We start from the raw sequence: 21,417 nt of genomic DNA, 5'->3' as shown, positions 1-21,417 counted from the left end.
GGCCGTGTTGCACTGCCGCATCGACTGCGCATCGACTGTATAATGGCGGCTACCATCGCATTTCGTCCTGGCGCAAGCGCCGCGATCAAGCGAACCGCATTCATTCCCCTTGGCCCTACCCATGACGACCATTACACTCTACGGTATCCCCAATTGCGATACCGTCAAAAAGGCCCGCACCTGGCTGGCTGCGCAGCAATTCGATTTCACCTTCCACGACTTCAAGAAGCAGGGCCTGGAACGCGCCACCGTCGAGGCATGGCTGCAACAATTGCCGTGGGATGTGCTGGTCAACAGGAAAGGCACGACCTGGCGCGCCCTGTCCGACGAGCGCAAAGCTTCGATCACCGATGCAGCCAGCGCCGTGGAACTGATGCTGGAAAACCCGTCCATCATCAAGCGCCCCGTGCTGGACAAGGATGGCAAGTTCAGCGTGGCGTTTTCAGATGCACAGTACGCAGCCATTTTCGGGCTGTAATTTTTACTTAGACAGAAGCACCCCGCTCTACACCATGACCACCTCCAAAACCCTCGCCCTGACCGAAAAACTGATCGCCCTGTCTTCGGTCACGCCCGATGACAAGGGCTGCCAGCAGCACCTGATCGACATCCTCACGCCGCTGGGCTTTGTCTGCGAGACGATCCAGTCGAACGACGTCACCAATCTGTGGGCGCGGCGTGGATTGAGTTCCCCCGTGTTCGTCTTTGCCGGCCATACGGACGTGGTGCCGACCGGCCCCGTCGAACAATGGCGCTCGCTGCCGTTCATCCCCACGCAGCGCGACGGCAAGCTGTACGGCCGTGGCGCGGCCGACATGAAGACCTCGATCGCCGCCATGGTGGTGGCCTGCGAAGAATTCATCGCCGCCACGCCCGACCACACGGGTTCGATCGCCTTTTTGATCACCAGCGACGAGGAAGGCCCGGCCACGGACGGCACCGTCATCGTCTGCGACAAGTTGAAAGAGCGCGGCGAGCAGATCGACTATTGCCTGGTGGGCGAGCCGACGTCGAGCGCGCAGCTGGGCGACATGATCAAGAACGGGCGCCGCGGTTCGCTGTCGGGCCGGCTGACAATCAAGGGCGTGCAAGGGCATATCGCTTACCCGCACCTGGCGAAAAACCCGATCCATGAAGCGGCGCAGGCGCTGGCCGATCTGGTCGAGGAAAAATGGGATACGGGCAACGAGTATTACCTGCCGACCTCGTGGCAAATGTCCAACATCAACGCAGGCACGGGCGCCAACAACGTGATTCCGGGCGACATGGTGATCGACTTTAACTTCCGCTTTTCCACGGCCAGCACGGCGGAAAGCTTGCAAGCGCGCGTGCACGCCATCCTCGACAGGCATGACTTGCAATACGATATGCACTGGACCCTGAGCGGCCTGCCCTTCCTCACGCCGCGCGGCACCCTGTCCGATGCGCTGTCGTCCGCGATTCACGCGGAAACGGGCATTCTGACGCAGCTGTCGACCACGGGCGGCACCTCGGATGGCCGGTTTATCGCGCAAATCTGCCCCCAAGTGATAGAATTCGGGCCGCCCAATGCCAGTATTCACAAGATCGACGAGCACATCGAACTGCGCCACATCGATCCCCTGAAGAATATTTACCGGCGCACGCTGGAGCATTTGCTGCCCGTCTGAACCAGAATACCGAGGCCCGTCACGGCGGGCCAGAACACCGTCTTTTCGAGAATGCCATGACCCCGAACCCGTTTTCCACGCCACGCGACCTGCTGCGCTACGCCGTTACCCGTTTTAATACCGCCAAGCTGTTTTTCGGCCACGGCAGCGCCGAAGCGTTCGACGAAGCGGCCTATCTGATCCTGCACACGTTGAAGTTGCCGCTCGACAAGCTCGAACCGTTTCTCGACGCCAAGCTGCTGCCGTCGGAAATCGCCAGCGTCATGACGGTCATCGACCGCCGCAGCATCGACCGCGTGCCGGCCGCCTACATCACCAAGGAAGGCTGGCTGGGCACCTACAATTTCTATGTCGACGAACGCGTGATCGTGCCCCGTTCCTTCATCGCCGAACTGATCCCTGAATACTTTTCGCCATGGGTGGCGGAACCGGAAGCGGTGGAAAACATCCTGGAACTGTGCACCGGCTCGGGTTGCCTGTCGATCATGATGGCCGACGCCTTCCCCAACGCCGCAGTGGACGCGGTGGACATTTCCGCCGACGCGCTGGCCGTGGCCAAGCGCAACGTCGACACGTACAAATTGCAGGATCGCGTCAAGCTGATCGAATCGGACCTGTACACCAACGTGCCGGCCAAGAAATATGATTTGATCATCAGCAACCCGCCGTACGTGAATTCCGCGTCGATGGGCACGCTGCCCCAGGAATACCTGGCCGAACCGCAAATCGCCCTCGACGGCGGCAGCGACGGCATGGACCTGGTGCGCAAGATCATCGCCGGCGCGGCCGAGCGCCTGACGGACGATGGCATCCTGATGATTGAAATCGGCAACGAACGCGCCTACGCGGAAGCGGCCTTCGGCGAGCTGGGCCTGACCTGGCTGACGACGAGCGCTGGCGACGACATGGTATTCCTGCTGACGGCCGAGCAGCTCAAGCTAGGTTAATTGACAAACGCACTACCTCACTCAACCCAACTGCAAATGCCGGGGTCGGACCCTCAGGGTCCGACCCCAGGTTTGCGCCTTTGGGTTAAAACGCAAAGAAAAAAATGATACGTTTCCTACAAGTAAGCTTGATGCGCGGCATCAAACCGTTGCTCGAACAAGTCGATGTCACCCTCAATCCGGGCGACAAGATCGGCCTGATCGGCGCCAATGGCGCGGGCAAATCGAGCCTGTTCGCCATGATGCGTGGCGAATTGCACCCTGACCAGGGCGAGATCGATTTTCCCGCCAAATGGCGCGTGGCTTACGTGGCGCAGGAAACCCCGCCGCTGGACCGTGCCGCGCTCGACTATGCGATCGATGGCGACATCACCCTGCGCAAACTGGAAGCGGAGCTGGCGCATCTCGAGTCACAACCGGAAAGCACGGAAAACGGCATCGCCATCGGCAACATGTACAGCGCGCTGGCCGATGCCGACGCCTACACGGTGCAGTCGCGCGGCGAACAGTTGCTGCTGGGCCTGGGCTTCACGCTGGACCAGATGCAGCAACCGGTGGCAAGTTTCTCCGGCGGCTGGCGCATGCGCTTGAACCTGGCGCAAGCGCTGATGTGCCCGTCCGACCTGCTGCTGCTCGATGAACCGACCAATCACCTGGATCTGGACGCCATCATCTGGCTGGAAGACTGGCTCAAGCGCTATGCCGGCACCTTATTGATCATTTCACATGACCGCGACTTCCTCGATGAAGTGGTCAACGTCGTCGTGCATATCGACGAACGCAAGCTGAAACGCTACTCGGGCAACTATTCGAGCTTCGAGCGCCAGCGTGCGGCGCAGATGATCCTGGCCGCCGGCGCGCTGGAAAAGCAGCAGCGCAAGCGTGCCCATCTGGAATCGTTCGTGAACCGCTTCAAGGCGCAAGCCTCGAAGGCGCGCCAGGCGCAAAGCCGCATGAAGGCGCTGGCGAAGATGGAAGAGCTGGCGCCATTGCGCGCCGCCGCCGAATTCTCGTTCGAATTCCGCGAGCCACTCTCCGCGCCGAACCCGCTGATGGTGATGGAAGACGTCGACGCGGGCTATAAGATCGAAAACGAAGCGACGGGCGAAATCACGCATAAAACCATCGTCAACGGCATCAAGTTTTCGCTGCAGATCGGCCAGCGTATCGGCTTGCTGGGCCAGAACGGCGCCGGCAAGTCGACGCTGATCAAGACCATCGCCGGCGAACTGATGCCGCTGACGGGCGACGCCACCATGGGCAAGGGCCTCAACATCGGCTACTTCGCCCAGCACCAGGTGGAAATGCTGCGCCACGACGAATCGCCGCTGTGGCATCTGTCGAAGATCGCCCCGACCGTGCGCGAGCAGGAACTGCGCAACTTCCTGGGCGGCTTCAACTTCCCCGGCAACATGGTCACCGCCTCGATCGCCCCATTCTCGGGCGGCGAAAAAGCCCGTTTGGCGCTGGCCCTGATCGTCTGGCAGCGTCCGAACCTGCTGTTGCTCGATGAACCGACCAACCACTTGGATCTGGAAACGCGCGAAGCGCTGACGGAAGCGCTGGCGCAGTTCGAAGGCACGCTGGTCGTCGTTTCCCATGATCGCCATTTGCTGCGCGCCACCACCGACGAATTCATCATCGTGGCCGACGGCAAGCTGCAACCGTTCGACGGCGACCTGGACGACTACAAGGATTGGCTGTTCAAGACCAAGCTGGGTAAAGGTACCGATGTGCTGCCGGCCGCCGGCAAGGCCAACAAGACGGACTTCCCTGTCGTCTCACCGGTAGCGGTAGCGGCAGCCGCTCCTGCCGCGCCCGTGCGCGACAAGCGCCAGGAAGCGGAAGACCGCCAGAAGGCCGCCGCCCTGCGCAAGCCGATCGAAAACAAGATCAAGCGCCAGGAAGAGCAGATTGCCAAGCGCAACGCGCAAAAGGCGGAAACGGAAGCTAAGCTGGGCGAGCCAACCATCTACGACGCCGCCAACAAGGCCAAGCTGAAGCAATTGCTGGCCGACCAGACCTTCTTCACCAAGGACCTGGCGCAGCTGGAAGCGGAATGGCTCGATCTGCAGGATCAGTTAGAGAAACTCGGCTAATCAGGCAACGACAAAAGACGACCTCCGGGTCGTCTTTTTTTCAGGCTGCCTGCATGGGGCCGGGGCTGCGGATGGCCATCAGGCGGTCGATGTCGACGAGGATCAACCGACGTCCCGCCAGCGTGCCCAGGCCCAGCAGATAATCGGCTTCCGCCGCGCCCAGGCCGGGCACGGCGGCGATGTCGCTGGCGGCCAGGCTGACGATATCGGTGACGCCATCGACCACCATGCCCATCACGCCATTGCTCAGCTGCAAGATGATCACGTCGGTGGACGGGTCGGGCGTACCCTGGACGCTGCCGAACGCGGCGCGCATGTCGACGATGGGGATGATCACACCGCGCGAGACGGCCACGCTGCGCAGCACCTCTCCTTCCGAGGAAAAACGGTCGAGTTCCTTCAACGGGCGCAATTCCCGCACGCAGCGGTAATCGAGGCCGTATTCCAGGCCGCCCAGCCGGAAGCTCAAGTACTGCGTCAGGCATTGCGCGGTTGCGGCGTCAGGCGTCGTCGTGGGCTGCATGGTGTTCCTTTCATCCGGTAAGCGCTGCCAGGATGCGCAGTGGCGCAACGTTGGCCCCATGCTAACCAGCATCACCGCAGGCGGCGTTGAGAAACATCAACTTTCCCGGAAGGCACGCGTACTCTCACTGCCCAGCTTGCGCCGGCGCAGCCATCTTCCCTTACAATACCCACATCGTTTCCCCACAGGCAGGCCATGCAACACCTCGTCAATCCCGCTGAAGTTGAATTTTCCGCCATCCGCGCCCAGGGGCCGGGCGGGCAAAACGTCAACAAGGTCTCCAGCGCCATCCATTTGCGCTTCCCCATCGCCGCCTCGTCGCTGCCGGAAGCGTACAAGGAGCGGCTACTGGCCCTGCGCGACAGCCGCATCAGCAAGGATGGCGTGCTGGTGCTCAAGGCACAGCAGTCGCGCAGCCAGGAGCAGAACAAGGAAGAAGCCTTGCGGCGCTTGCAGGAAATCATCGACAGCGTCACCTTTTTGCCCGCCGTGCGGCGCGCCACCAAGCCCACGCGCAGCTCGCAGCGGCGCCGCCTCGATAGCAAGAGTACGCACAGCGTGCTCAAGCAATCACGTGGCAAGGTCACCGACTAAACGTTACGGCGGCGGTGCATACGTCCACTCCAGGCTGCCTGTGCTGTCCGCAAACACGCTCTGCGTGGCCGGCGTGGCGCTGCGCAACAGCGCCTTGATCTCCTTCGGCGGCCGGTCGTAGACCTTGGCTGGCCCGGGCGGCACGACCATCGCGCGCACGACCGTTTCACCGTCGACCAGTCCCAGGCTGCAGCGCGACTGGCCGGCCGTCGCCTGGCGCTGCTGGCGCACTTGCGCCACCAGGGCCAGCATTTGCCCGTGCAGGATTTCCGACTGTTTGACTTCCACGCGCAGGCGCGCCACTTCCTTCAATACGGGAGCGATGCGCGCCGCCAGCTTGTCGTACTGCAGCTGCTGCGCCGGCTGCAGCTGCAGCTCGGCGCGCCGCAGCTGGCCCGCCAGGGTCAGGTAGTTGCGCACTTCGGGCAAATGCGCAATGGCATCGATTTCCTGCTGGCGCTTGTGCTGCATCTGCTGATAGTGCGCGGCCCTGGCCAGGCTTTCCGCGATCTGTTGGTCCAGCACGCTCAAATCGGGCACCAGCGGGAACAGCAGCATTTCCACCTGCTTGCGCGGACCGGCGCTGCCGATGCGGATGGTGCGTGCCGCCACGGCGCAGCCTTCGGCCAGCTCGATGACAACCTCGTCGGCGATGATCTCGCAATTGCTGGCATGCTCGATCACCACACGCGTGCCGGCGATGACGCAGCTTTCCGCGCGCTTCATGTGGACTTCGCCGCTCAGCGCCTGCAGCACGGAACCGGAAGCGACGCCCTCGACGCGCACGTCGCCGTGCTCGTTGAAGGCCGTGCCGCCCACCAGGTTGCGCTGTAGCCATATTAATCCGCCATGCGAGTGCAGATGGCCGTACACGTCGCCATGGATGGTGATGTCGCTGCCGTCGAGCTGGCGCTGCTCCTGCACTTCGCCATATTCCTCGTACGCGGCGCGCAGCTTCAAATTGCCCGTGGTACGGCTGCTGACGCCTTCGCGGCTGACGATCTTGTTGTCGATGGAGAGCTTGCCGTGCGCATCGACATTCACATAGCCATCCTGGGTGGCGACCACGTAATCGCCATCGCTGAAGCGTTCGACCGCCGTGCCCGCCCCTGCCACCGCTGCCGGGTCCAGCTCCAGCGGCGCGGGCGGCGGCAGCAGCGTACCGTCCAGGTCGTAGCCGGGCAAGCCGGGGGCACCGGGCAGCAGCCGCAGCAGGCGCGCGTGTTTTTTCACTTGCGGAAAACGGTTCTTGAAACTGAGCAAATCCAGGCGGCCATCGGAGCGTTCGCGCGGCGCATCGTCGCGGTGGATGCCTTGCGACACTTCGACCAGTTGCGCGTCGCGGCCCGGCTGTGGCGGCAGCGCCCGCGCCACGGTGATGCGCTCGGCCTTGCCGCTGCCGAGAATGGCGCGCACGGCCGCGCCATCGATGCCATAGCGCACGCCCTTGCACCACAGGTCAGCCACCAGCTCGTCAAACTCGCGGCGCGCCGGCACCTGGCCATCCGCGTCAGGCGACAGCGCTTCAAAGTAGAACTCGGCGCTGTCGCCGCGGATCTTGATTTGTTTATACAGCGCACGGCGCTGGGGCGGAAATGGCGCCACGCGGGCGGCAATGCGCAGCAAGGCGTCGCTCTTGGGCGCGGCGCGGGGCGCGGGTGCATGGAACAGGGTCAGCAGGAACAAAGCGTAGTCGAGACCGGCCAGCAGCTGCCCCGACTGGAACAGTTGGTCGACGGCGGCGCGCAACTGCGCGGGCGCCAGCGACAGGTCGAGACACACGCCCTCGTCGCGCTGCACCAGGCCGCGCGGCAAGCCGCCTGCGGGGACCGCCTCAGGAACGGGTGTGTCGTCGTCGCTCACCACTTGCCTCCCCAAAACCAGGAATTGTCTCAGTGCACTAGAACAATATCACGGGGCGTGGCGGTGTGCCTGACTGAGCAACAATGTTGGTGGGCAGATGCCAACAGGGCCATGTCTTGCGAGATGGCCCTGTCGGATGGGAGGTGCGATGCCTAAGTAACTAGCGGCGTGGGGGATTCGAGTAAATGTCTTGCCCCACTTCATTGATCTGGCGGCGCAGGTCGCGCCGCTCGTCGGGCGTCATGCGGCCCGTGCGGCGCGAGGCGTCGGCGCCTTCGCTGGCGCGGCGCTGCTCTTCGGCGCGCGTGTCGAAACTGCGTGCGTCACGCTGTTCGCGCAGTCGCGTATCATTGCTATTGCTGCGCTGTACCTGTTCATAGCGCTGGGCCTGCACTTGCGGCTGGTCGTCACGGCGTGGCGGCGGCTGGTTTTGTGCCAGCGCCAGGCTCGCGGCAAACACGGAGCAAACGGCAAATGCGGACAGCACAGTCGTACGTGCGGCAATAGCTGCGCTGGGAGCGGTGTGAATTTTTTTAGTAAAGATATTCATTGAGTTCCTCTTCCGCGATGCCGTATAAACTTAAAGCTGATTTCCACTGTGGCCCCAGTGTATGATGCTTTACACGGTGCAGTAAGAGTAATTGGGTAAAGTTTGTAACACTTTGTAATGGGTCGCCATACCCCCTTGCCGACGCCACGCGAGGCGTTACTATAGCAACTAATATAAGATAACACGACACCTTAAATGACCACAACCTCCACCTCCGGCAGCAACACGCCTACGCAATCGATCCACGGCCACCAGGCAAAAATCATGGTGGTCGATGACGATGTGCGCCTGCGCGACTTGCTGCGCCGCTACCTGACCGAACAGGGTTTCAATGTCTTCACGGCAGAGAGCGCGACGGCCATGAACAAGCTGTGGCTGCGCGAACGCTACGACTTGCTGGTGCTCGACCTGATGCTGCCCGGCGAAGACGGCCTGTCGATATGCCGCCGCCTGCGCGGCGCGGGCGACCAGACGCCGATCATCATGCTGACGGCCAAGGGCGAGGACGTGGACCGTATCGTGGGCCTGGAAATGGGCGCCGACGACTACCTGCCGAAACCGTTCAACCCGCGCGAACTGGTGGCCCGCATCGGCGCCGTGCTGCGCCGCAAGGGTCCCGATGAAATCCCGGGCGCACCGTCGGAAACACCGCAAACCTTCGAATTCGGCGACTTCGTGCTGGACCTGGGCACGCGCACCTTGAAAAAGAGTGGCGAAACGGTGCCGCTGACCACCGGTGAATTTTCTGTGCTGAAAGTGTTTGCCCGCCATGCGCGCCAACCGCTGTCGCGTGAAAAACTGATGGAACTGGCGCGCGGCCGCGAGTACGAAGTGTTCGACCGCAGCCTGGACGTGCAAATCTCGCGCCTGCGCAAACTGATCGAACCCGATCCGTCGAGCCCGCTGTTCATCCAGACCGTGTGGGGCCTCGGTTACGTCTTCATCCCGGACGGACAGCCGCGCTGATCGCAGGCGAGGCATGATGAAGCTTGTTCCCGATATCAGCCTGGCGCGGCTGAAAAGCGGCCTGTTCTGGCGCACCTTTTTGCTGCTCGGCACCTTGACCACGGTCAGCATGATCACCTGGATCGGCATGATTTCCGTCATCCAGCGCGAGCCGCAGGCGCAGCAGATTTCCGCCCAGATCATTTCCGTCGTTACCATCACGCATGCGGCACTGACGCACTCGGCGCCCGAGCTGCGGCGCGAGCTGCTGTTCGACCTCGTCAGCAACGAAGGCATCCGCATCTTCTCGCTGGAAGAGGACGACCGCATCGAGCCGCCGCCCGACAATTACCTGATGCCCGAGATCGAGGCGCAGGTGAAAGCCAAGCTGGGCAAGGACACGCGCTTTTCCGCGCGCGTCAACGGCGTGGCCGGTTTCTGGGTCAGCTTCAAGATCGACGACGACGAGTACTGGCTGATGCTGGACCGCGAGCGCCTGCGCGGCCTGACGGGTTTCCAGTGGCTGGGCTGGGCCAGCCTGGTGTCCCTGCTGTCCCTACTGGGCGCGGCCATCATTTCCAGCCTGATCAATCTGCCGCTGTCGCGCTTGACGGCGGCCGCACGCGACATCGCCAAGGGCAAGCAGCCGGCGCCGCTGCCGGAAAAAGGTCCGATCGAAATCATCGAGGCGAACCGCAGCTTCAACCAGATGGTCGATGACTTGAAACAGGTGGAATCGGACCGCGCCGTGATTTTGGCCGGCATTTCGCACGACTTGCGCACGCCGCTGGCGCGCATGCAGCTGGAAGTGGAAATGGCCAACCTGTCGGACGAGGCGCGCGAAGGCATCCAGTCCGATATCGGGCAAATGGACGCCATCATCGGCCAGTTCCTCGACTATGCCAAGCCGACGGAAACGTCGAGCTTTACGGACGTGGACCTGAGCGGCTTGCTGCTCGACATGACGCGCGAAGCGATGCGCCTGCCGGATGTGAAGATCAATGCCAGCATCGCCGAAGGCGCGCATGCGATGGGCAACCCCACCGACTTGCGCCGCGTGCTGAACAACCTGATCGAGAATGCGCGCCGCTATGGCAAGACGCCGGACAGCGATGTGACGGAAATCGATATCGCCTGCCATCTGCGCACCAGCCACGGCGCGAAAAAGGTGATTATCGAGGTGCAAGACCACGGCACGGGCGTGCCGGCGGAAAAGATCGAGCAACTGATGAAACCGTTCACCCGCCTCGACACGGCGCGCGGGCAAGCCAACGGTGCCGGCCTGGGCCTGGCCATCGTCGACCGCGTGCTGCTGCGCCATGGCGCCGACTTGCAGGTACGCAACCGCGAAGGCGGCGGCCTGGCGTTTCAGATCAGCTTGCCAGCGGCGTAAAAATAATCGGGCCTGCTCACTCCGGTGTTTACACCAGCGGTGCAGGCGATGTAGGTCGGATTAGCGGGAACCGCGTAATCCGACAAGAACAGCCAACAATGTTGTCGGATTACGGCCTTGCGGCCTCGGCGGCCCCACCTAATCCGACCTACGCTGCCGACGCCGCTTCCTGCGCCAGCAATTTATTCATCAACAATTCCGTCGCCCCGTAGCCGTAGAGGGAATCGCTTTCCATGCCCGGCGTATCGAAGGGGATCGACTCTTCACGGTTCAGCTTGGCGGGGTCGGCATCCGCATAGCTGGCGCGCCAGGCGCGCTGCAGGGATTCATTGCGGCGGATAAAGGCCGGCATGGGCCAGGCATCGCGCTCCCAGTGGAGGCTGTCGCCCAGCAGCGGCCAGCGCTCGTTGAGCAGGGCCATGTCGCCCGTGCGCAGGCGGCGCACGGCCTGTTCCGGTCGCAAGCCTTCCAGTTCTTCCAGCGCAGGCAGGCTGTCGCGCTTCGGCCCGAACATATACGCCAGCATGATGCGCCCGGCAGGCGCCCGGCGCGCCACCACGCCGGCGGCATAGCCGCCGCCCGGCAAGGGCACAGCAAACCAGCTGCCTTCCCGGTATGGTAATGATTTCATTTCTGCAAACTCCCCCAAAATCGTGTTCGGGGCACAGTCTACGCGAAGCAAGGGCTATGTGGCGCATGGTACGCCACAGCAACAAACCAATAGTTACCCTATTTTCTCGTCATAGTGATACTGGGCAACAATCGGCCCCGCCTTGAACAGCGCTTCCTTCATGGCCGTATCCAGACGCGCGTCGCGGCGGCGCATCCATTCGAGCAGCATGGCCGCTTCCTTGCGGCTGGTGTCGCCCGCATGCGCGAGCACGCGGCGCAATTCCGGGTCCGTGCAGGCCTCGAAACGCTGGCCGTTCAAGTCCAGCGCCTGCAGCGCGGCGATGGTGGCGCCGATGGCGCGGTGCATGTCGAGTGCCGTGGCCGGCAAGCCCGATTCTTCCAGTGGGACGGTGGTCATGCGCATTCCTTTTCGCGTGGTGGAGACATCGGCTGCATTCTCCACCGCGCGGGCGAAAAGCTCAAGCGTCCACGACACGTTTCCACCCGTTCGGCCATAATCATGGCTCAGCAACAGCCTAAACCTCAGCGGCAGGAGCCCCATGTTCAATTTCGACTTTTACAATCCGACGCAAATCCTCTTCGGCCAGGGCCAGATCGCCGCCATTGCCGGCCTGATCCCGCCGCAGGCGCGGGTCCTGATGACCTACGGCGGCGGCAGCATCAAGCGCAACGGCGTCTACGATGAAGTCAGGGCGGCGCTGGCTGGCCACACGGTGCTGGAATTTGCCGGCATCGAACCCAATCCCAGCTATGAAACCCTGATGCAGGCCGTGGCCCTCGTGAAAAGCGAGCGCATCGATTTCCTGCTGGCCGTCGGCGGCGGCTCCGTGGTCGATGGCACGAAGTTCATCGCCGCCGCCGCCCTGCATGAAGGCGAGGCGTGGGACATCCTGGCGAAAGGCGGCAAGATCGTCGAGGCCGCCCTGCCCTTCGGCACAGTGCTCACCTTGCCGGCCACCGGTTCCGAAATGAATGGCTCGGCCGTGATCACGCGCAAGGCCACGCAGGAAAAGCGCTCGTTCATGAGCCGCAAGGTGTATCCGAAGTTCTCCGTGCTGGACCCGTCGAAAACGTTCACCTTGCCGCTGCGCCAGGTGGGCAATGGCGTCGTCGATGCGTTTGCGCATGTGATGGAGCAATACCTGACCACCCCCGTGAACGCGTCCGTGCAAGACCGCTTCGCCGAAGGCATTTTATTGACCCTGATCGAGGAAGGCCCGAAAGCCCTGTCGCACCCGGACGACTACGACGTGCGCGCCAACGTGATGTGGAGTGCCACCCTGGCCTTGAACGGCCTGATCGGCGTGGGCGTGCCGCAAGACTGGTCCACGCACGCCATCGGCCACGAATTGACGGCCTTGTACGAGCTCGATCATGCGCAAACGCTGGCCATCATCCTGCCCAGCATGCTGCGCGTGCGCAAGCAGGCCAAGCGCGCCAAGCTGTTGCAATACGCAGCCCGCGTCTGGGGCCTCGATGGCGGCGACGAGGATGGCCGCATCGAGGCAGCCATCGCGCGCACGGAATTTTTCTTCCGCCACATGGGCGTCAAGACGCGCCTGGCCGACTACGGCCTGAACCATGCCAGCGTGGACGCCGTCGTCGCTGCCCTGGAAGCGCACGGCATGACGGCGCTGGGCGAACAGCGCGAAGTGACGCCCGCCGTCAGCCGCAAGGTGCTCGAACTCAGTTTGTAGATTCGCACCGCACTGTTGTAAAACGGTCAGCCAGCGGGACAGCTGGCCGTGCTTCATGCTAAGCTGTCATTTCGCTAGGGGTCCTGGAGCAGTCATCCGGGTGAGAGATACCCTTCGTACCTGATCTGGATAATGCCAGCGAAGGAAAGCGCAAAGTACCTCCCTCCTTTGATAGCTCCTGCGTTGGCGCCAGCCGAACAAGCAGCCTGCCGTGCTCTTTCCCGAGACGGCTTGAACCACGAGCAATCTATGTCCACACCGAATTTATCTATTTCCGTTCTGACCCTGGCCATCCTGCACGCGTTTGCCGCGCCCGCCCTGGCCGCGAATGACAGCGCCGAAGCGCCGGCCGACACGCAAAGCATGGCTGAAGTCGTCGTCACGGCCAGCAAGGCGCCTGCCGCCAAGCGCGCTTCCGTGGGCGGCTTTGCCGACGCGCCGCTGCTGCAGACGCCCGCGTCCGTCACCGTCATTTCGCAAAAAGACATGCAGGATTTACAGATCCGCAATCTCAGCGATGCCGTCAAGCTCGACGCCAGCATCAACGATTCCTACAACGCCGTCGGCTATGCGGAACAGTTCACCATCCGCGGCTTCAAGCTCGACACCAATTCCAGCTACCGCAAGGATGGCGTGGCCATTCCCGGCGACACGCAAATTCCGCTGGAAAACAAGGAACGCATCGAAGTGCTGAAGGGCCTGGCCGGCTTGCAGGCAGGCGTGGCCGCGCCCGGTGGCGTGATCGACTTCATCGTCAAGCGCCCGACTAGCGCGCCGCTGCGCACGGTCACCGTGGAAACGCGCGAGCGAGGCACCCTGTACGGCGCCGTCGACCTGGGCGGCCGCCTGGAAGACACGCGCTTCGGCTACCGAGTCAACGTGGCAGCCGAACGCCTGCGCTCCTACATCAAGGGTGCCGACGGCAACCGCAAGTTCATTTCCGGCGCCTTCGACTGGCAAATCTCGCCGCAAGCGCTGCTGCAGCTCGATGCCGACTACCAGGACAAGGCGCAAGTGACGGCGCCCGGCTTCCAGCTGCTGAGCAACGGCAGCCTGCCCGCCAACGTCAGCGCCGACGCCATGCTCAACAAGCAACCGTGGACACATCCCGTGGAAACGGTCACCAGCAACATCGGCCTGCGCTTCCAGTACGCCTTCAATGACGACTGGCACGCCACCCTGTCCGCCAACCAGCACTCGTTCAAACGCGACGACTACACGGCCTATCCGTATGGCTGCAGCCCGGAAGGCTGGATGCCTGTGTTCTGCAGCAATGGCGATTTCTCCGTGTGGGATTTCCGCAGCCTGGGCGAAACGAAAAAACCGCTGAGCGCGCAAGCCATGATCCAGGGCAAGTTCGCCACCGGCAGCCTGCGCCATGAAGTCACGGTGGGCGTGTCGTATTTCAACCGGAAGGACCGGGCCGGCAAGTACGTCTACGACGAAGTGGGCATCAGCAATATCTACCGTCCAGTCATCGTCGCCCCATCCGACGGTGTCACGGGTCCCGTGCGCCTGGTGCGCAACGACAAGGAAAAATCCGTCTTCGTGCAGGACATTATCAGCCTGGCGCCGAACTGGAAACTGCATGGCGGCTTGCGCCATATCGATGTCGACGGCTACCAATATGTTTTAAAGGCCGACAAGGAAATCCGCGCCAAGCACGACTTCCTGCTGCCCAACGTCTCACTCGTCTACACCCCGCTCGACAACGTCTCCATGTATGCGGCCTATTCGCAGGGTATGGAACATGGCGGCACAGCCAGCATCTATGAGAACAACGCCAACGAAGAGCTGACGCCCAGCCGTTCGAAGCAGATCGAATTGGGCGTGAAGATGGATGTGACGCCGGACTTCATGCTGGCGGCCAGCCTGTTCCAGATACGCAAAGGTCTCGAATATGTCAATGCCGAGAATTATTTCGTCCGCAATGGCCAGGCCCAGCACCGCGGCCTGGAATTATCGGCCCAGGGCAAGGCAACAGCCAACCTGAGCCTGGGCGCGTCCGTGACGGCCCTGAACAGCCAGCAGTCAGGCACGGGCAATGCGGACTACGATGGCAAGCGCGTACCCAACGTGCCCGCCTTCAAGGCCGCCGTGCATGCGGACTACGCCGTGCAACAGGTAGCAGGCTTGAGCGTGAATGGCAGCTGGGAATATGCGGGCAAGAAAGCGTTTGAGTACAACAACACGACCTTCGTGCCGTCATACAACGTATTCAACCTGGGCGCCGCCTACGCCACGCGCATCGCCGGCACGCGCACCGTGCTGCGCGCCGCCGTCAACAACGTGACCGACAAGTTCTACTGGCGCGACGTGACGCCGGAAGCCGGCGGCTACCTGTTCCCGGGCGCCAGCCGCACGTTCAAGCTTTCAGCGCAGTTTGACTTTTAATTGAGGGAAATGGCAGGCGCCGCAGCGAGCGCCTGCTGCAGCAAAGGCGCCGCCTGTTCCAGGCGCGCCTCCAGGTTGTCGTGCAGCACGTGGTAGACAATGCCGCGCGCGTCGAGCTCGTCGAGCAGGTAGCGGTAGATCAGCTGGCGCACGGCTTCCGACTCGCGCTGCAAGCCGTCAGCCACCCACGGGCTGTCGGGCGCCGTCACCAACGTCACGTCGTACTGCGTGGCATCGGCCAGCGCCGCCAGCTGCGCGTCCGCACCATCAAAATAATGGCGGCTGTAGACGGCCGTCATCAAGGGCGTGGTGTCGCAAAACAGATAGTTCCGGGCTTGCGCGGCGGCTGCCGCTTCGCGTTCGACTTGTGTCTGCGCAATACCAAACTGGTCGGCCGCGACGGGCACCCTGCCCTGGGTTGCCACGAATTCACGCAAGTATTCCGGTACCCAGACGGTGCCGTAGCGCTCGGCCAGGGCGGCCGCCAGGGTCGACTTGCCCGACGATTCCGCGCCAAGGATGGCCACGCGCACGCAAGGCGCCATCACTTGAGGACCATCGCATCGGGCGCGGCCGGTGCCGACTTTTTCCACGCCAGCAAGCCGATGATGGCCATCACGACGAAGAAGCCATACAGCACGGCCGTCAGGGTCAGGCCCTTGTGCAGGTACAGCCAGACATACAGCACGTCGACGACGATCCAGGCGATCCAGTTTTCCAGCTTCTTGCGCGACAACAGGAATTGCCCGACCAGGCTGCCTGCCGTGAGGAAACCATCCGCATGCGGCACGTCCGTGTCCGTCGTCGTCAGCAGCCAGGCAATCAGCAGGAAACCGATCAGCCAGCCCGCGGCGCAAGCCAGCCAGCCGCGGCCATCGAGGCGCGTCACGGGCAGCGTCTTGCCGCCGCTGGCCGGATGCAGCCACTGATACCAGCCCCAGAACGAGACGCTGATGAACAGCAGTTGCAAGGCCATGTCGCCATACAGGCGCGACTCGAAAAACACGACACCGTAAGCGGCCGAGGAAATGATGGCGAACAGCCACGCCCAGTGGTTCTGGCGGATGTTCAGCGCAACGGTTGTCAGTGCCAGGACAAAGGAAATCAGTTCAAGCGGCGTGGTGGCAAAACCCAGCAGGAGAAGCGTATCGTTCATGGGAATCGTGATGAGGCTGGTGGCGCAGTATGCAATACCGGGCATGAATAAGCAAGATTGCCCGCGCCGTCACGCCCCTTCCCCCTCAGGCAAAGCCGCCCTTGACGGCGCGCGCCAGCGAACGCTGCACGATCAGCTTGTGGAAAGGCCGGATCAGCAGGATGTAGGCGCGTCCCACCCAGTTGTGGCAATGCACGACGCTGGCCACGGTGACGCTGCCGAACTGTTCCTGCCCCGCGTCGCGCTGGCGCAGCACCGAGATGCGGAAATCCAGGTGGCTGTCGTCCTCGCCCACGATGATTTCGTCGTCGCTGACGGCAAAGATGCGAAAGATGCCGATGCGCTTGCCTGGCCTGGCTTCCATCTGCTTTGCCGTCCGGATGCCGAAGCGCGCCACGATGGCGTCGCGCACCACCATCAGCTTGCGCGCCCAGCCCGGCTGGCTGCCCAGCAACTGGCGCGCCAGGCTTTCCATGTCCAGTTCGCGGGCGCGTGCAGTCGGCAGGTCGACGGCATACGCATCGGCCAGGTTGCTGCCCGGGTACAAGGCGGCGATACTGGCGCCGGGCGGCAAGGCCACGGCGCGAACGGCGATGTTCATCTCTTGCATGTGCTCTCCATGTGTTCAGTGATAACATGGCCATCATACATGACAATGTGAACAGCGATAACATAGAATGACAAGCACCTATCATCACGGCAACTTGCGCGACACCCTGGTCGCCGCCACCATCGCGCAACTTGCGCAGCAGCACGACGCCGCCCTGTCGCTGCGCGAACTGGCGCGCACGGTGGGCGTATCGATCGCCGCCGTGTACCGCCACTTCCCCAGCAAGGAAGCCTTGCTGGCCGACGTGGCGGCGGCTGGCTTCGCCAGCCTGATCGCCAAATGGGAAACGGAATTGCCGCTGCCGGGCAGCCTGCCCGCCGAGCAGCGTTTTCAGCTGCTGGGCCAGCAATACATCGAATTCGCCCTGGCCGCGCCTGCCCACTACCGGCTGATGTTCGAGCACCAGGACGTGCGCCAGTTCCCCGCCCTGCAGAAAGCGGCGCAAGCGTGCTTCCAGTATGTGCTGCAGACGGCCGGCGCCGCCGTGCGCGAAGCGGGCCTCGATGCGCGTTGGGACAAGGCCGCCGCCAGCGCCGGATGGTCGCTGGGCCATGGCTACGTGATGCTGCTGCTGAGTGGCCGCCTGGCCATGGCCGACGGCGGCGACGATTTGTCGCCAGCGATGGTGCCGCGCTTTTTTCAGTTGCCGGTCGAGGCGCTGCGGCAGGCTGCCTTGCCTGGCGGGACCACCGCAATCCAGTCAAATTGAAGCAGTTATCGGCAGGCGCCACCTTCAGGAACTTTCATGCACAACATATCGATAGATGCACTCTCCGTGATTGCCAGGCAATGCATGGCCGTGACGTGCCTGCAACGCTTTTGCCAGCGCTTTGATATTGATCATCCCGCGCTGTCCGCGTTCGCCGCTCACGTGTGGAACGTGGCACAGGTCGGGCCTGGGGATTTTGCTGCCTGGGAACGCGGCTTTGCGTCCTTGCCTGTGACGGGCATGGGCGACCCCTGGCCGGATGACATACGCCTGGCAATACCCGGGCACCTGTTCGGCGCGCTGCAGGAACTGGTGCAGCATGTACTGGAAACGAGCGCCTGTAGCTGGCATGGCGAGGACCTGCCGGCAAGTCGGCGGCAGCTGGAAGCCGTCTTTGCCATCTGCGTCCGGCATGCGGTGGCTGTACCGCAGCTTGAACACTATGTGCAGCACGATGCGGCGCTGCGCGGCGGCTGGGGACCAGTACTTACGGACGCAGAAGTCCGCGCCTGGCAAGCCTTGCTATAGCGCTCACGCCAGAAGGCCTTGGCGCGCCTGCCCGAGCAGGCGCTCCTCTTCATCCGTATCGGCATCGACTTGCGTGACCACGGTCCAGAACGGCGTGCACGTCTTGATTTGCTCGAAAGCATGGCTCGTTTCCAGCCGCACCATCGTTTTCCTGAGGCTGTGCAGATAACCCTCCTCGATGGCGCAGAGCAATTCGTCATCGGCGGCGTCGATCAGCTCGCGCAGCGCACCTTCGATCCTTGCGTGGCCCTCCTCCCACAGTTGGCCAATTTCCGGCACGTCGGCTTCCATGCACTCGTTCGACCAGTCCGGCGGGTAGTCTCCGCGCTGCCGGTTACCGGGATCGGTGTCAAAGCTCAGCGAAAGGGATGGGAACGATACGGCATTGAAGGCAAAGGCTGAAAATGCCTGATCCTTGAAAGCGGACGCGCCCAGCAGCGCCAGCGAGGCGCTGGTCAGTCTGAACCAGCTTGCTTCAACGTCATAGGCCGTTTCAAACGCGTGCCAATCCGGCGGAAAATCGGGAGTCTGGGGCATGGGGGCCTGTCGGAAAAGAATAGCGGTAAATGGTAAAAGCAATTATACGTGGCACTTCCCGCGCGGCAGACGGCAGCATGTGTGCAGTGCGCGCATGGGCGTCAGGGGACGGTTTATCTCTGTGGCAGACTGAAGGACTTGCTGTACTTGCTCATGATCTGTTTGATCTCACCGCTAGCCGAGAGCTTATCGAGCGCCTCTCTCAGTGCCCGAGTCGTTTCCGGCTTTGCGGTTTTCTTGGAAACAAACAAAATGAAATCGTTGCTACCCAGGACGAGCGGAACGCCTATGTCTTCCGGTTTCACGCCGGCCATGTACGCGCCATAAAACAGGCCCATACTCGATCCCACTCCCGCGTCCAAACGTCGCATCGCCAACATTTTTGCCATGGTGACATAGTCATTGACGGGATACTTCTGGATCGCATTGTCGGTGTCGAATTGCTCCACATATTTGCTGGTGCGTACCACGCCGACGGTCTTGCCGCGCAATTCGCTCAGCTTGCTGTAGTTCTTGCCGGAGGGGCCCACGAGGATGACAGGCATGGACACGACGACGCCTGCCGGCACGGCGCCGCGCGTCATTTGATCGTTGCCGAAGCGTATGGTCATGTCGGCGCTCCCGTTTTCAATATCGGCGGCGGTTCTGGGATAAGGGACAAGGGAATTGGTGTAGCGCAAGCCTGCAACTTCCGCGATGCGATTGCCGATTTCGTACATCATGCCGGTGGGCTGGCCGTCGCTCCCCATGAATCCCCATGGCGGGCCGAGAATGGTGGCAATCTTGAGCGGTTCGCCGAGCGCCTGGCCAGGCAGCGCCAGCAAGATAGCGAGAATTGCAAACAGCCTGACAACTTTCATTTTCATCACTTTTTTAGATGCGTGAAGTCCATGGATCCCGCGCATAGTGTATGCCCGATTTGCCTGGATGCACTACATGACGATCAATTTTCCATCAGCTTTGTACTGCTGGAAAGGCCGCGCCTGGTGCGCCGCCCTATCCGATTTCAGGAAGGGACATATCCATCAAATGCCACGTCAACTCGTCGTCAGGCAAATCGAGCAGCCAGTCGCGGCGCGGTCGCGGGAACGGCGCGCCCTGGGTCAGCCAGGCCTGGCGCCAGTACTGGTTGACGATGGCCTGCAGCGGATGGTCGGCCGCTACCCACGGTTGCCAGACGCCACTGACGGGACAGGCTTGCCCGCAAGCACAGCTCAACAAAGGCTCGGGCCGCGCCACCTCGCGCAGCAAGCCGCGCGCCGCGCGCGGTTCCACTGCCCCATGGTTGTGCCGTATCGTCAGGCACTGCTCCCACGTCACGCTGCCATAACGACTCTTGCCATCGGCATCGAGCACGCTGAAATGGCGGAACTCTTCGCCTTTGCGCAGCAGCCGGCTCGGCTCCGTCAAGCCCTGCCCAGCGGCGGGTTGCCAATATGCGGAAAATGGCGTGGTCGGCGCATCGCTATGCAAGCCGGCAGGGCGCAGCGCATAGTCGGCTGCCAGGAAATACGGTTTTTGTAACAGCGAGGCGGCGCTTGGCTGCGGGATGGCTGGCGGTGGGCGCACGCCCATGGCGGCGTCGAGCAGGCTCTTTCGTTGACCATCCCAGGGCGGCAGATCGGCCGGCGGCAATGGCAGGATTTTATCGAGGTTGGGGAAGCGGCGATTGGGGTTGAAGCCGAGGGCACGACTAAGTACGCCGTAACGTTCCGCTCGCGCCTTATCAATATACGGAACCAGCATATTTGCAAGATCAAACGGATCGCCGAATTCAATCGTGAGTTTGTTTGCACATTTCTCGCAGCCCAGCCTTACTCCGGTATGTAATACTTGCAAAGCACGTTCTTTGGTTTCAGTAGTTCTTTCCCCATCAGACGTGCCGTCAGGCGTTCTTAATACAACATATAAATAAGATAAATCATATGCGGACGGGCCATATCCCTGCCCCAGCGCGCACTCCATCATCTTGATTGCCACAGGAATATTACCCCACATTTCGGCACCAGGATAATCTTTTCCTGCGGTTAGTTTTTCTCCTAAAAAACCCAGCGCTTGGGGGTTGCCCATTTGCGCCGCCTTTTGCCAGAAGGCATAAGCGCGAGTGCTGTCGCCGTCAACGCCAGTGCTATTCGCATAATACGTCCCCATCCTGTCATAGGCCGCTGGTATGCCCAGTCGCATCGCCTTTTCCACCAGTTGAACCGCTTCTTCCTCACCATATAAAGGATCGCGTCCTTCCACATACAGGCTGGCCAGATTGAGCATCGCCTTCCAGTGCAATCGCTCTGCCGCTTGACGCGTCAGATCGACGATTTTTTTATAATCGCGGTCTTCCACGAAAATTTCAGGATCTTCCATGGCGCGCGCTTCGAGAAACCAGTCCTCCGCTTGTGCATCGATGGGCGGTACCTTGCTCGCCTCAATTTCGCAAATGAAATCAGGAACATGCGGATTGAAGAGCGGCAAACTTTGGTTACGTGGCAGGACTTTGTCGTTAGGCATTTTGCAGGCAATCAAAGGAACAAAGAGAATAACTGCCAACGCAAGAAATGGCAGGCGAAAACAGACGGTATTTTTCTTACTCATG

At 62.0% G+C, this 21,417-nt stretch carries 22 protein-coding genes and 1 riboswitch; of the genes, 11 read left to right on the top strand and 11 right to left on the bottom strand.

What is annotated here, in order from left to right:
* Positions 1-121 precede the first annotated feature (121 nt).
* The 4 genes from CLU93_RS20485 (at position 122) to CLU93_RS20470 (ending at position 4,695) form a co-directional block, all read left to right on the top strand.
* Entirely contained in the window at positions 122-478 is a 357-nt protein-coding gene (locus tag CLU93_RS20485) for an ArsC family reductase (protein ID WP_099763081.1), read from the top strand.
* 34 nt (positions 479-512) lie between these two features.
* A complete protein-coding gene (dapE, locus tag CLU93_RS20480) occupies positions 513-1,649 on the top strand; it encodes a succinyl-diaminopimelate desuccinylase (RefSeq protein WP_099763080.1) in 1,137 nt (378 codons plus the stop codon).
* A 56-nt stretch (positions 1,650-1,705) separates the two neighbouring features.
* On the top strand, positions 1,706-2,596 hold the full coding sequence (gene prmB, locus CLU93_RS20475) for a 50S ribosomal protein L3 N(5)-glutamine methyltransferase (protein WP_099763079.1): 891 nt from the start codon (positions 1,706-1,708) through the stop codon (positions 2,594-2,596).
* 104 nt (positions 2,597-2,700) lie between these two features.
* Positions 2,701-4,695, top strand: a complete 1,995-nt coding sequence (locus tag CLU93_RS20470) for an ATP-binding cassette domain-containing protein (RefSeq protein ID WP_099763078.1) — start codon at positions 2,701-2,703, stop codon at positions 4,693-4,695.
* A 40-nt stretch (positions 4,696-4,735) separates the two neighbouring features.
* Here CLU93_RS20470 and CLU93_RS20465 read toward each other — a convergent pair whose 3' ends face one another.
* Positions 4,736-5,218, bottom strand: coding sequence for a chemotaxis protein CheW (locus CLU93_RS20465; protein ID WP_099763077.1), 483 nt, complete (start codon positions 5,216-5,218; stop codon positions 4,736-4,738).
* 195 nt (positions 5,219-5,413) lie between these two features.
* Between CLU93_RS20465 and arfB the strand changes: the two genes are divergently transcribed.
* The gene (gene arfB, locus CLU93_RS20460; protein WP_034749850.1) at positions 5,414-5,812 is read left to right on the top strand and encodes an alternative ribosome rescue aminoacyl-tRNA hydrolase ArfB; all 399 of its coding nucleotides are present in this window, start codon (positions 5,414-5,416) and stop codon (positions 5,810-5,812) included.
* A 3-nt stretch (positions 5,813-5,815) separates the two neighbouring features.
* On the opposite strand, the gene CLU93_RS20455 is transcribed toward arfB, so the two are convergent.
* Both CLU93_RS20455 and CLU93_RS20450 read right to left on the bottom strand, forming a co-directional pair.
* Positions 5,816-7,675 carry a flagellar assembly protein A gene (locus tag CLU93_RS20455; protein WP_099763076.1) on the bottom strand — a complete coding sequence of 620 codons (1,860 nt, stop codon included), beginning with the start codon at positions 7,673-7,675 and terminating at the stop codon, positions 5,816-5,818.
* 160 nt (positions 7,676-7,835) lie between these two features.
* Positions 7,836-8,225, bottom strand: coding sequence for a hypothetical protein (locus tag CLU93_RS20450; RefSeq protein WP_099763075.1), 390 nt, complete (start codon positions 8,223-8,225; stop codon positions 7,836-7,838).
* A 264-nt stretch (positions 8,226-8,489) separates the two neighbouring features.
* On the opposite strand from CLU93_RS20450, the gene ompR reads away from it, so the two are divergent.
* Positions 8,490-9,191 carry an osmolarity response regulator transcription factor OmpR gene (gene ompR, locus CLU93_RS20445; RefSeq protein ID WP_232730910.1) on the top strand — a complete coding sequence of 234 codons (702 nt, stop codon included), beginning with the start codon at positions 8,490-8,492 and terminating at the stop codon, positions 9,189-9,191.
* Positions 9,192-9,204: 13 nt separating this feature from the next.
* Positions 9,205-10,563, top strand: coding sequence for a sensor histidine kinase (locus CLU93_RS20440; protein WP_099763074.1), 1,359 nt, complete (start codon positions 9,205-9,207; stop codon positions 10,561-10,563).
* A 148-nt stretch (positions 10,564-10,711) separates the two neighbouring features.
* Here the strand turns inward: CLU93_RS20440 and CLU93_RS20435 are convergent, their stop codons facing one another.
* Both CLU93_RS20435 and CLU93_RS20430 read right to left on the bottom strand, forming a co-directional pair.
* Entirely contained in the window at positions 10,712-11,194 is a 483-nt protein-coding gene (locus CLU93_RS20435; RefSeq protein WP_099763073.1) for an Imm26 family immunity protein, read from the bottom strand.
* A gap of 93 nt (positions 11,195-11,287) precedes the next feature.
* Positions 11,288-11,593, bottom strand: coding sequence for a ferritin family protein (locus CLU93_RS20430; RefSeq protein WP_257225034.1), 306 nt, complete (start codon positions 11,591-11,593; stop codon positions 11,288-11,290).
* 142 nt (positions 11,594-11,735) lie between these two features.
* Here CLU93_RS20430 and CLU93_RS20425 point away from each other — a divergent pair, with 142 nt between their 5' ends.
* Positions 11,736-12,893 carry an iron-containing alcohol dehydrogenase gene (locus tag CLU93_RS20425; protein WP_096236574.1) on the top strand — a complete coding sequence of 386 codons (1,158 nt, stop codon included), beginning with the start codon at positions 11,736-11,738 and terminating at the stop codon, positions 12,891-12,893.
* A 66-nt stretch (positions 12,894-12,959) separates the two neighbouring features.
* Positions 12,960-13,057: riboswitch (TPP riboswitch) on the top strand.
* A gap of 85 nt (positions 13,058-13,142) precedes the next feature.
* On the top strand, positions 13,143-15,287 hold the full coding sequence (locus CLU93_RS20420; RefSeq protein ID WP_099763071.1) for a TonB-dependent siderophore receptor: 2,145 nt from the start codon (positions 13,143-13,145) through the stop codon (positions 15,285-15,287).
* On the opposite strand, the gene CLU93_RS20415 is transcribed toward CLU93_RS20420, so the two are convergent.
* The 3 genes from CLU93_RS20415 to CLU93_RS20405 form a co-directional block, all read right to left on the bottom strand.
* Complete coding sequence (locus tag CLU93_RS20415) at positions 15,284-15,832, bottom strand: AAA family ATPase (protein WP_099763070.1); 549 nt, start codon at positions 15,830-15,832, stop codon at positions 15,284-15,286. The genes CLU93_RS20420 and CLU93_RS20415 overlap by 4 nt on opposite strands.
* On the bottom strand, positions 15,832-16,443 hold the full coding sequence (gene pnuC, locus CLU93_RS20410) for a nicotinamide riboside transporter PnuC (RefSeq protein WP_099763069.1): 612 nt from the start codon (positions 16,441-16,443) through the stop codon (positions 15,832-15,834). Before pnuC ends, CLU93_RS20415 begins: the two co-directional genes overlap by 1 nt.
* Before the next feature lie 85 nt (positions 16,444-16,528).
* Positions 16,529-17,053: a DUF2867 domain-containing protein gene (locus CLU93_RS20405; RefSeq protein WP_257225033.1), complete on the bottom strand. Its 525-nt coding sequence runs from the start codon at positions 17,051-17,053 to the stop codon at positions 16,529-16,531.
* A gap of 67 nt (positions 17,054-17,120) precedes the next feature.
* Here CLU93_RS20405 and CLU93_RS20400 point away from each other — a divergent pair, with 67 nt between their 5' ends.
* Together CLU93_RS20400 and CLU93_RS20395 are read left to right on the top strand one after the other, a co-directional pair.
* The gene (locus CLU93_RS20400; protein ID WP_099763068.1) at positions 17,121-17,762 is read left to right on the top strand and encodes a TetR/AcrR family transcriptional regulator; all 642 of its coding nucleotides are present in this window, start codon (positions 17,121-17,123) and stop codon (positions 17,760-17,762) included.
* A 36-nt stretch (positions 17,763-17,798) separates the two neighbouring features.
* Positions 17,799-18,290 (top strand): hypothetical protein, encoded by a 492-nt coding sequence (locus CLU93_RS20395; protein ID WP_143451775.1) that lies wholly within the window; start codon positions 17,799-17,801, stop codon positions 18,288-18,290.
* A gap of 3 nt (positions 18,291-18,293) precedes the next feature.
* Here CLU93_RS20395 and CLU93_RS20390 read toward each other — a convergent pair whose 3' ends face one another.
* The 3 genes from CLU93_RS20390 to CLU93_RS27910 all read right to left on the bottom strand — a co-directional run bounded on the left by CLU93_RS20390 (position 18,294) and on the right by CLU93_RS27910 (position 21,416).
* Complete coding sequence (locus CLU93_RS20390; protein WP_099763066.1) at positions 18,294-18,827, bottom strand: hypothetical protein; 534 nt, start codon at positions 18,825-18,827, stop codon at positions 18,294-18,296.
* 113 nt (positions 18,828-18,940) lie between these two features.
* On the bottom strand, positions 18,941-19,693 hold the full coding sequence (locus CLU93_RS20385; RefSeq protein ID WP_180287891.1) for a substrate-binding periplasmic protein: 753 nt from the start codon (positions 19,691-19,693) through the stop codon (positions 18,941-18,943).
* Positions 19,694-19,823: 130 nt separating this feature from the next.
* Positions 19,824-21,416, bottom strand: coding sequence for a tetratricopeptide repeat protein (locus CLU93_RS27910; RefSeq protein WP_143451774.1), 1,593 nt, complete (start codon positions 21,414-21,416; stop codon positions 19,824-19,826).
* Position 21,417: the final 1 nt, after the last annotated feature.

This window comes from Janthinobacterium sp. 35 (assembly GCF_002754575.1).
Taxonomy (GTDB): Bacteria; Pseudomonadota; Gammaproteobacteria; order Burkholderiales; family Burkholderiaceae_D; genus Janthinobacterium; species Janthinobacterium tructae.
Note: the sequence above shows the minus strand (reverse complement) of the source record. Positions and strands in the feature narration are given on the sequence as shown.

Coding starts and splice junctions, on each gene's coding strand:
- CLU93_RS20385 (WP_180287891.1), bottom strand. CDS start 19,693: ATGAAAATGAAAGTTGTCAGGCTGTTTGCAATTCTCGCTATCTTGCTG.
- CLU93_RS20420 (WP_099763071.1), top strand. CDS start 13,143: ATGTCCACACCGAATTTATCTATTTCCGTTCTGACCCTGGCCATCCTG.
- CLU93_RS20485 (WP_099763081.1), top strand. CDS start 122: ATGACGACCATTACACTCTACGGTATCCCCAATTGCGATACCGTCAAA.
- CLU93_RS20405 (WP_257225033.1), bottom strand. CDS start 17,053: ATGCAAGAGATGAACATCGCCGTTCGCGCCGTGGCCTTGCCGCCCGGC.
- CLU93_RS20465 (WP_099763077.1), bottom strand. CDS start 5,218: ATGCAGCCCACGACGACGCCTGACGCCGCAACCGCGCAATGCCTGACG.
- pnuC (WP_099763069.1), bottom strand. CDS start 16,443: ATGAACGATACGCTTCTCCTGCTGGGTTTTGCCACCACGCCGCTTGAA.
- CLU93_RS20470 (WP_099763078.1), top strand. CDS start 2,701: ATGATACGTTTCCTACAAGTAAGCTTGATGCGCGGCATCAAACCGTTG.
- CLU93_RS20415 (WP_099763070.1), bottom strand. CDS start 15,832: ATGGCGCCTTGCGTGCGCGTGGCCATCCTTGGCGCGGAATCGTCGGGC.
- CLU93_RS20440 (WP_099763074.1), top strand. CDS start 9,205: ATGATGAAGCTTGTTCCCGATATCAGCCTGGCGCGGCTGAAAAGCGGC.
- ompR (WP_232730910.1), top strand. CDS start 8,490: ATGGTGGTCGATGACGATGTGCGCCTGCGCGACTTGCTGCGCCGCTAC.
- CLU93_RS20395 (WP_143451775.1), top strand. CDS start 17,799: ATGCACAACATATCGATAGATGCACTCTCCGTGATTGCCAGGCAATGC.
- CLU93_RS20400 (WP_099763068.1), top strand. CDS start 17,121: ATGACAAGCACCTATCATCACGGCAACTTGCGCGACACCCTGGTCGCC.
- prmB (WP_099763079.1), top strand. CDS start 1,706: ATGACCCCGAACCCGTTTTCCACGCCACGCGACCTGCTGCGCTACGCC.
- CLU93_RS20425 (WP_096236574.1), top strand. CDS start 11,736: ATGTTCAATTTCGACTTTTACAATCCGACGCAAATCCTCTTCGGCCAG.
- CLU93_RS27910 (WP_143451774.1), bottom strand. CDS start 21,416: ATGAGTAAGAAAAATACCGTCTGTTTTCGCCTGCCATTTCTTGCGTTG.
- CLU93_RS20435 (WP_099763073.1), bottom strand. CDS start 11,194: ATGAAATCATTACCATACCGGGAAGGCAGCTGGTTTGCTGTGCCCTTG.
- dapE (WP_099763080.1), top strand. CDS start 513: ATGACCACCTCCAAAACCCTCGCCCTGACCGAAAAACTGATCGCCCTG.
- CLU93_RS20450 (WP_099763075.1), bottom strand. CDS start 8,225: ATGAATATCTTTACTAAAAAAATTCACACCGCTCCCAGCGCAGCTATT.
- arfB (WP_034749850.1), top strand. CDS start 5,414: ATGCAACACCTCGTCAATCCCGCTGAAGTTGAATTTTCCGCCATCCGC.
- CLU93_RS20430 (WP_257225034.1), bottom strand. CDS start 11,593: ATGACCACCGTCCCACTGGAAGAATCGGGCTTGCCGGCCACGGCACTC.
- CLU93_RS20390 (WP_099763066.1), bottom strand. CDS start 18,827: ATGCCCCAGACTCCCGATTTTCCGCCGGATTGGCACGCGTTTGAAACG.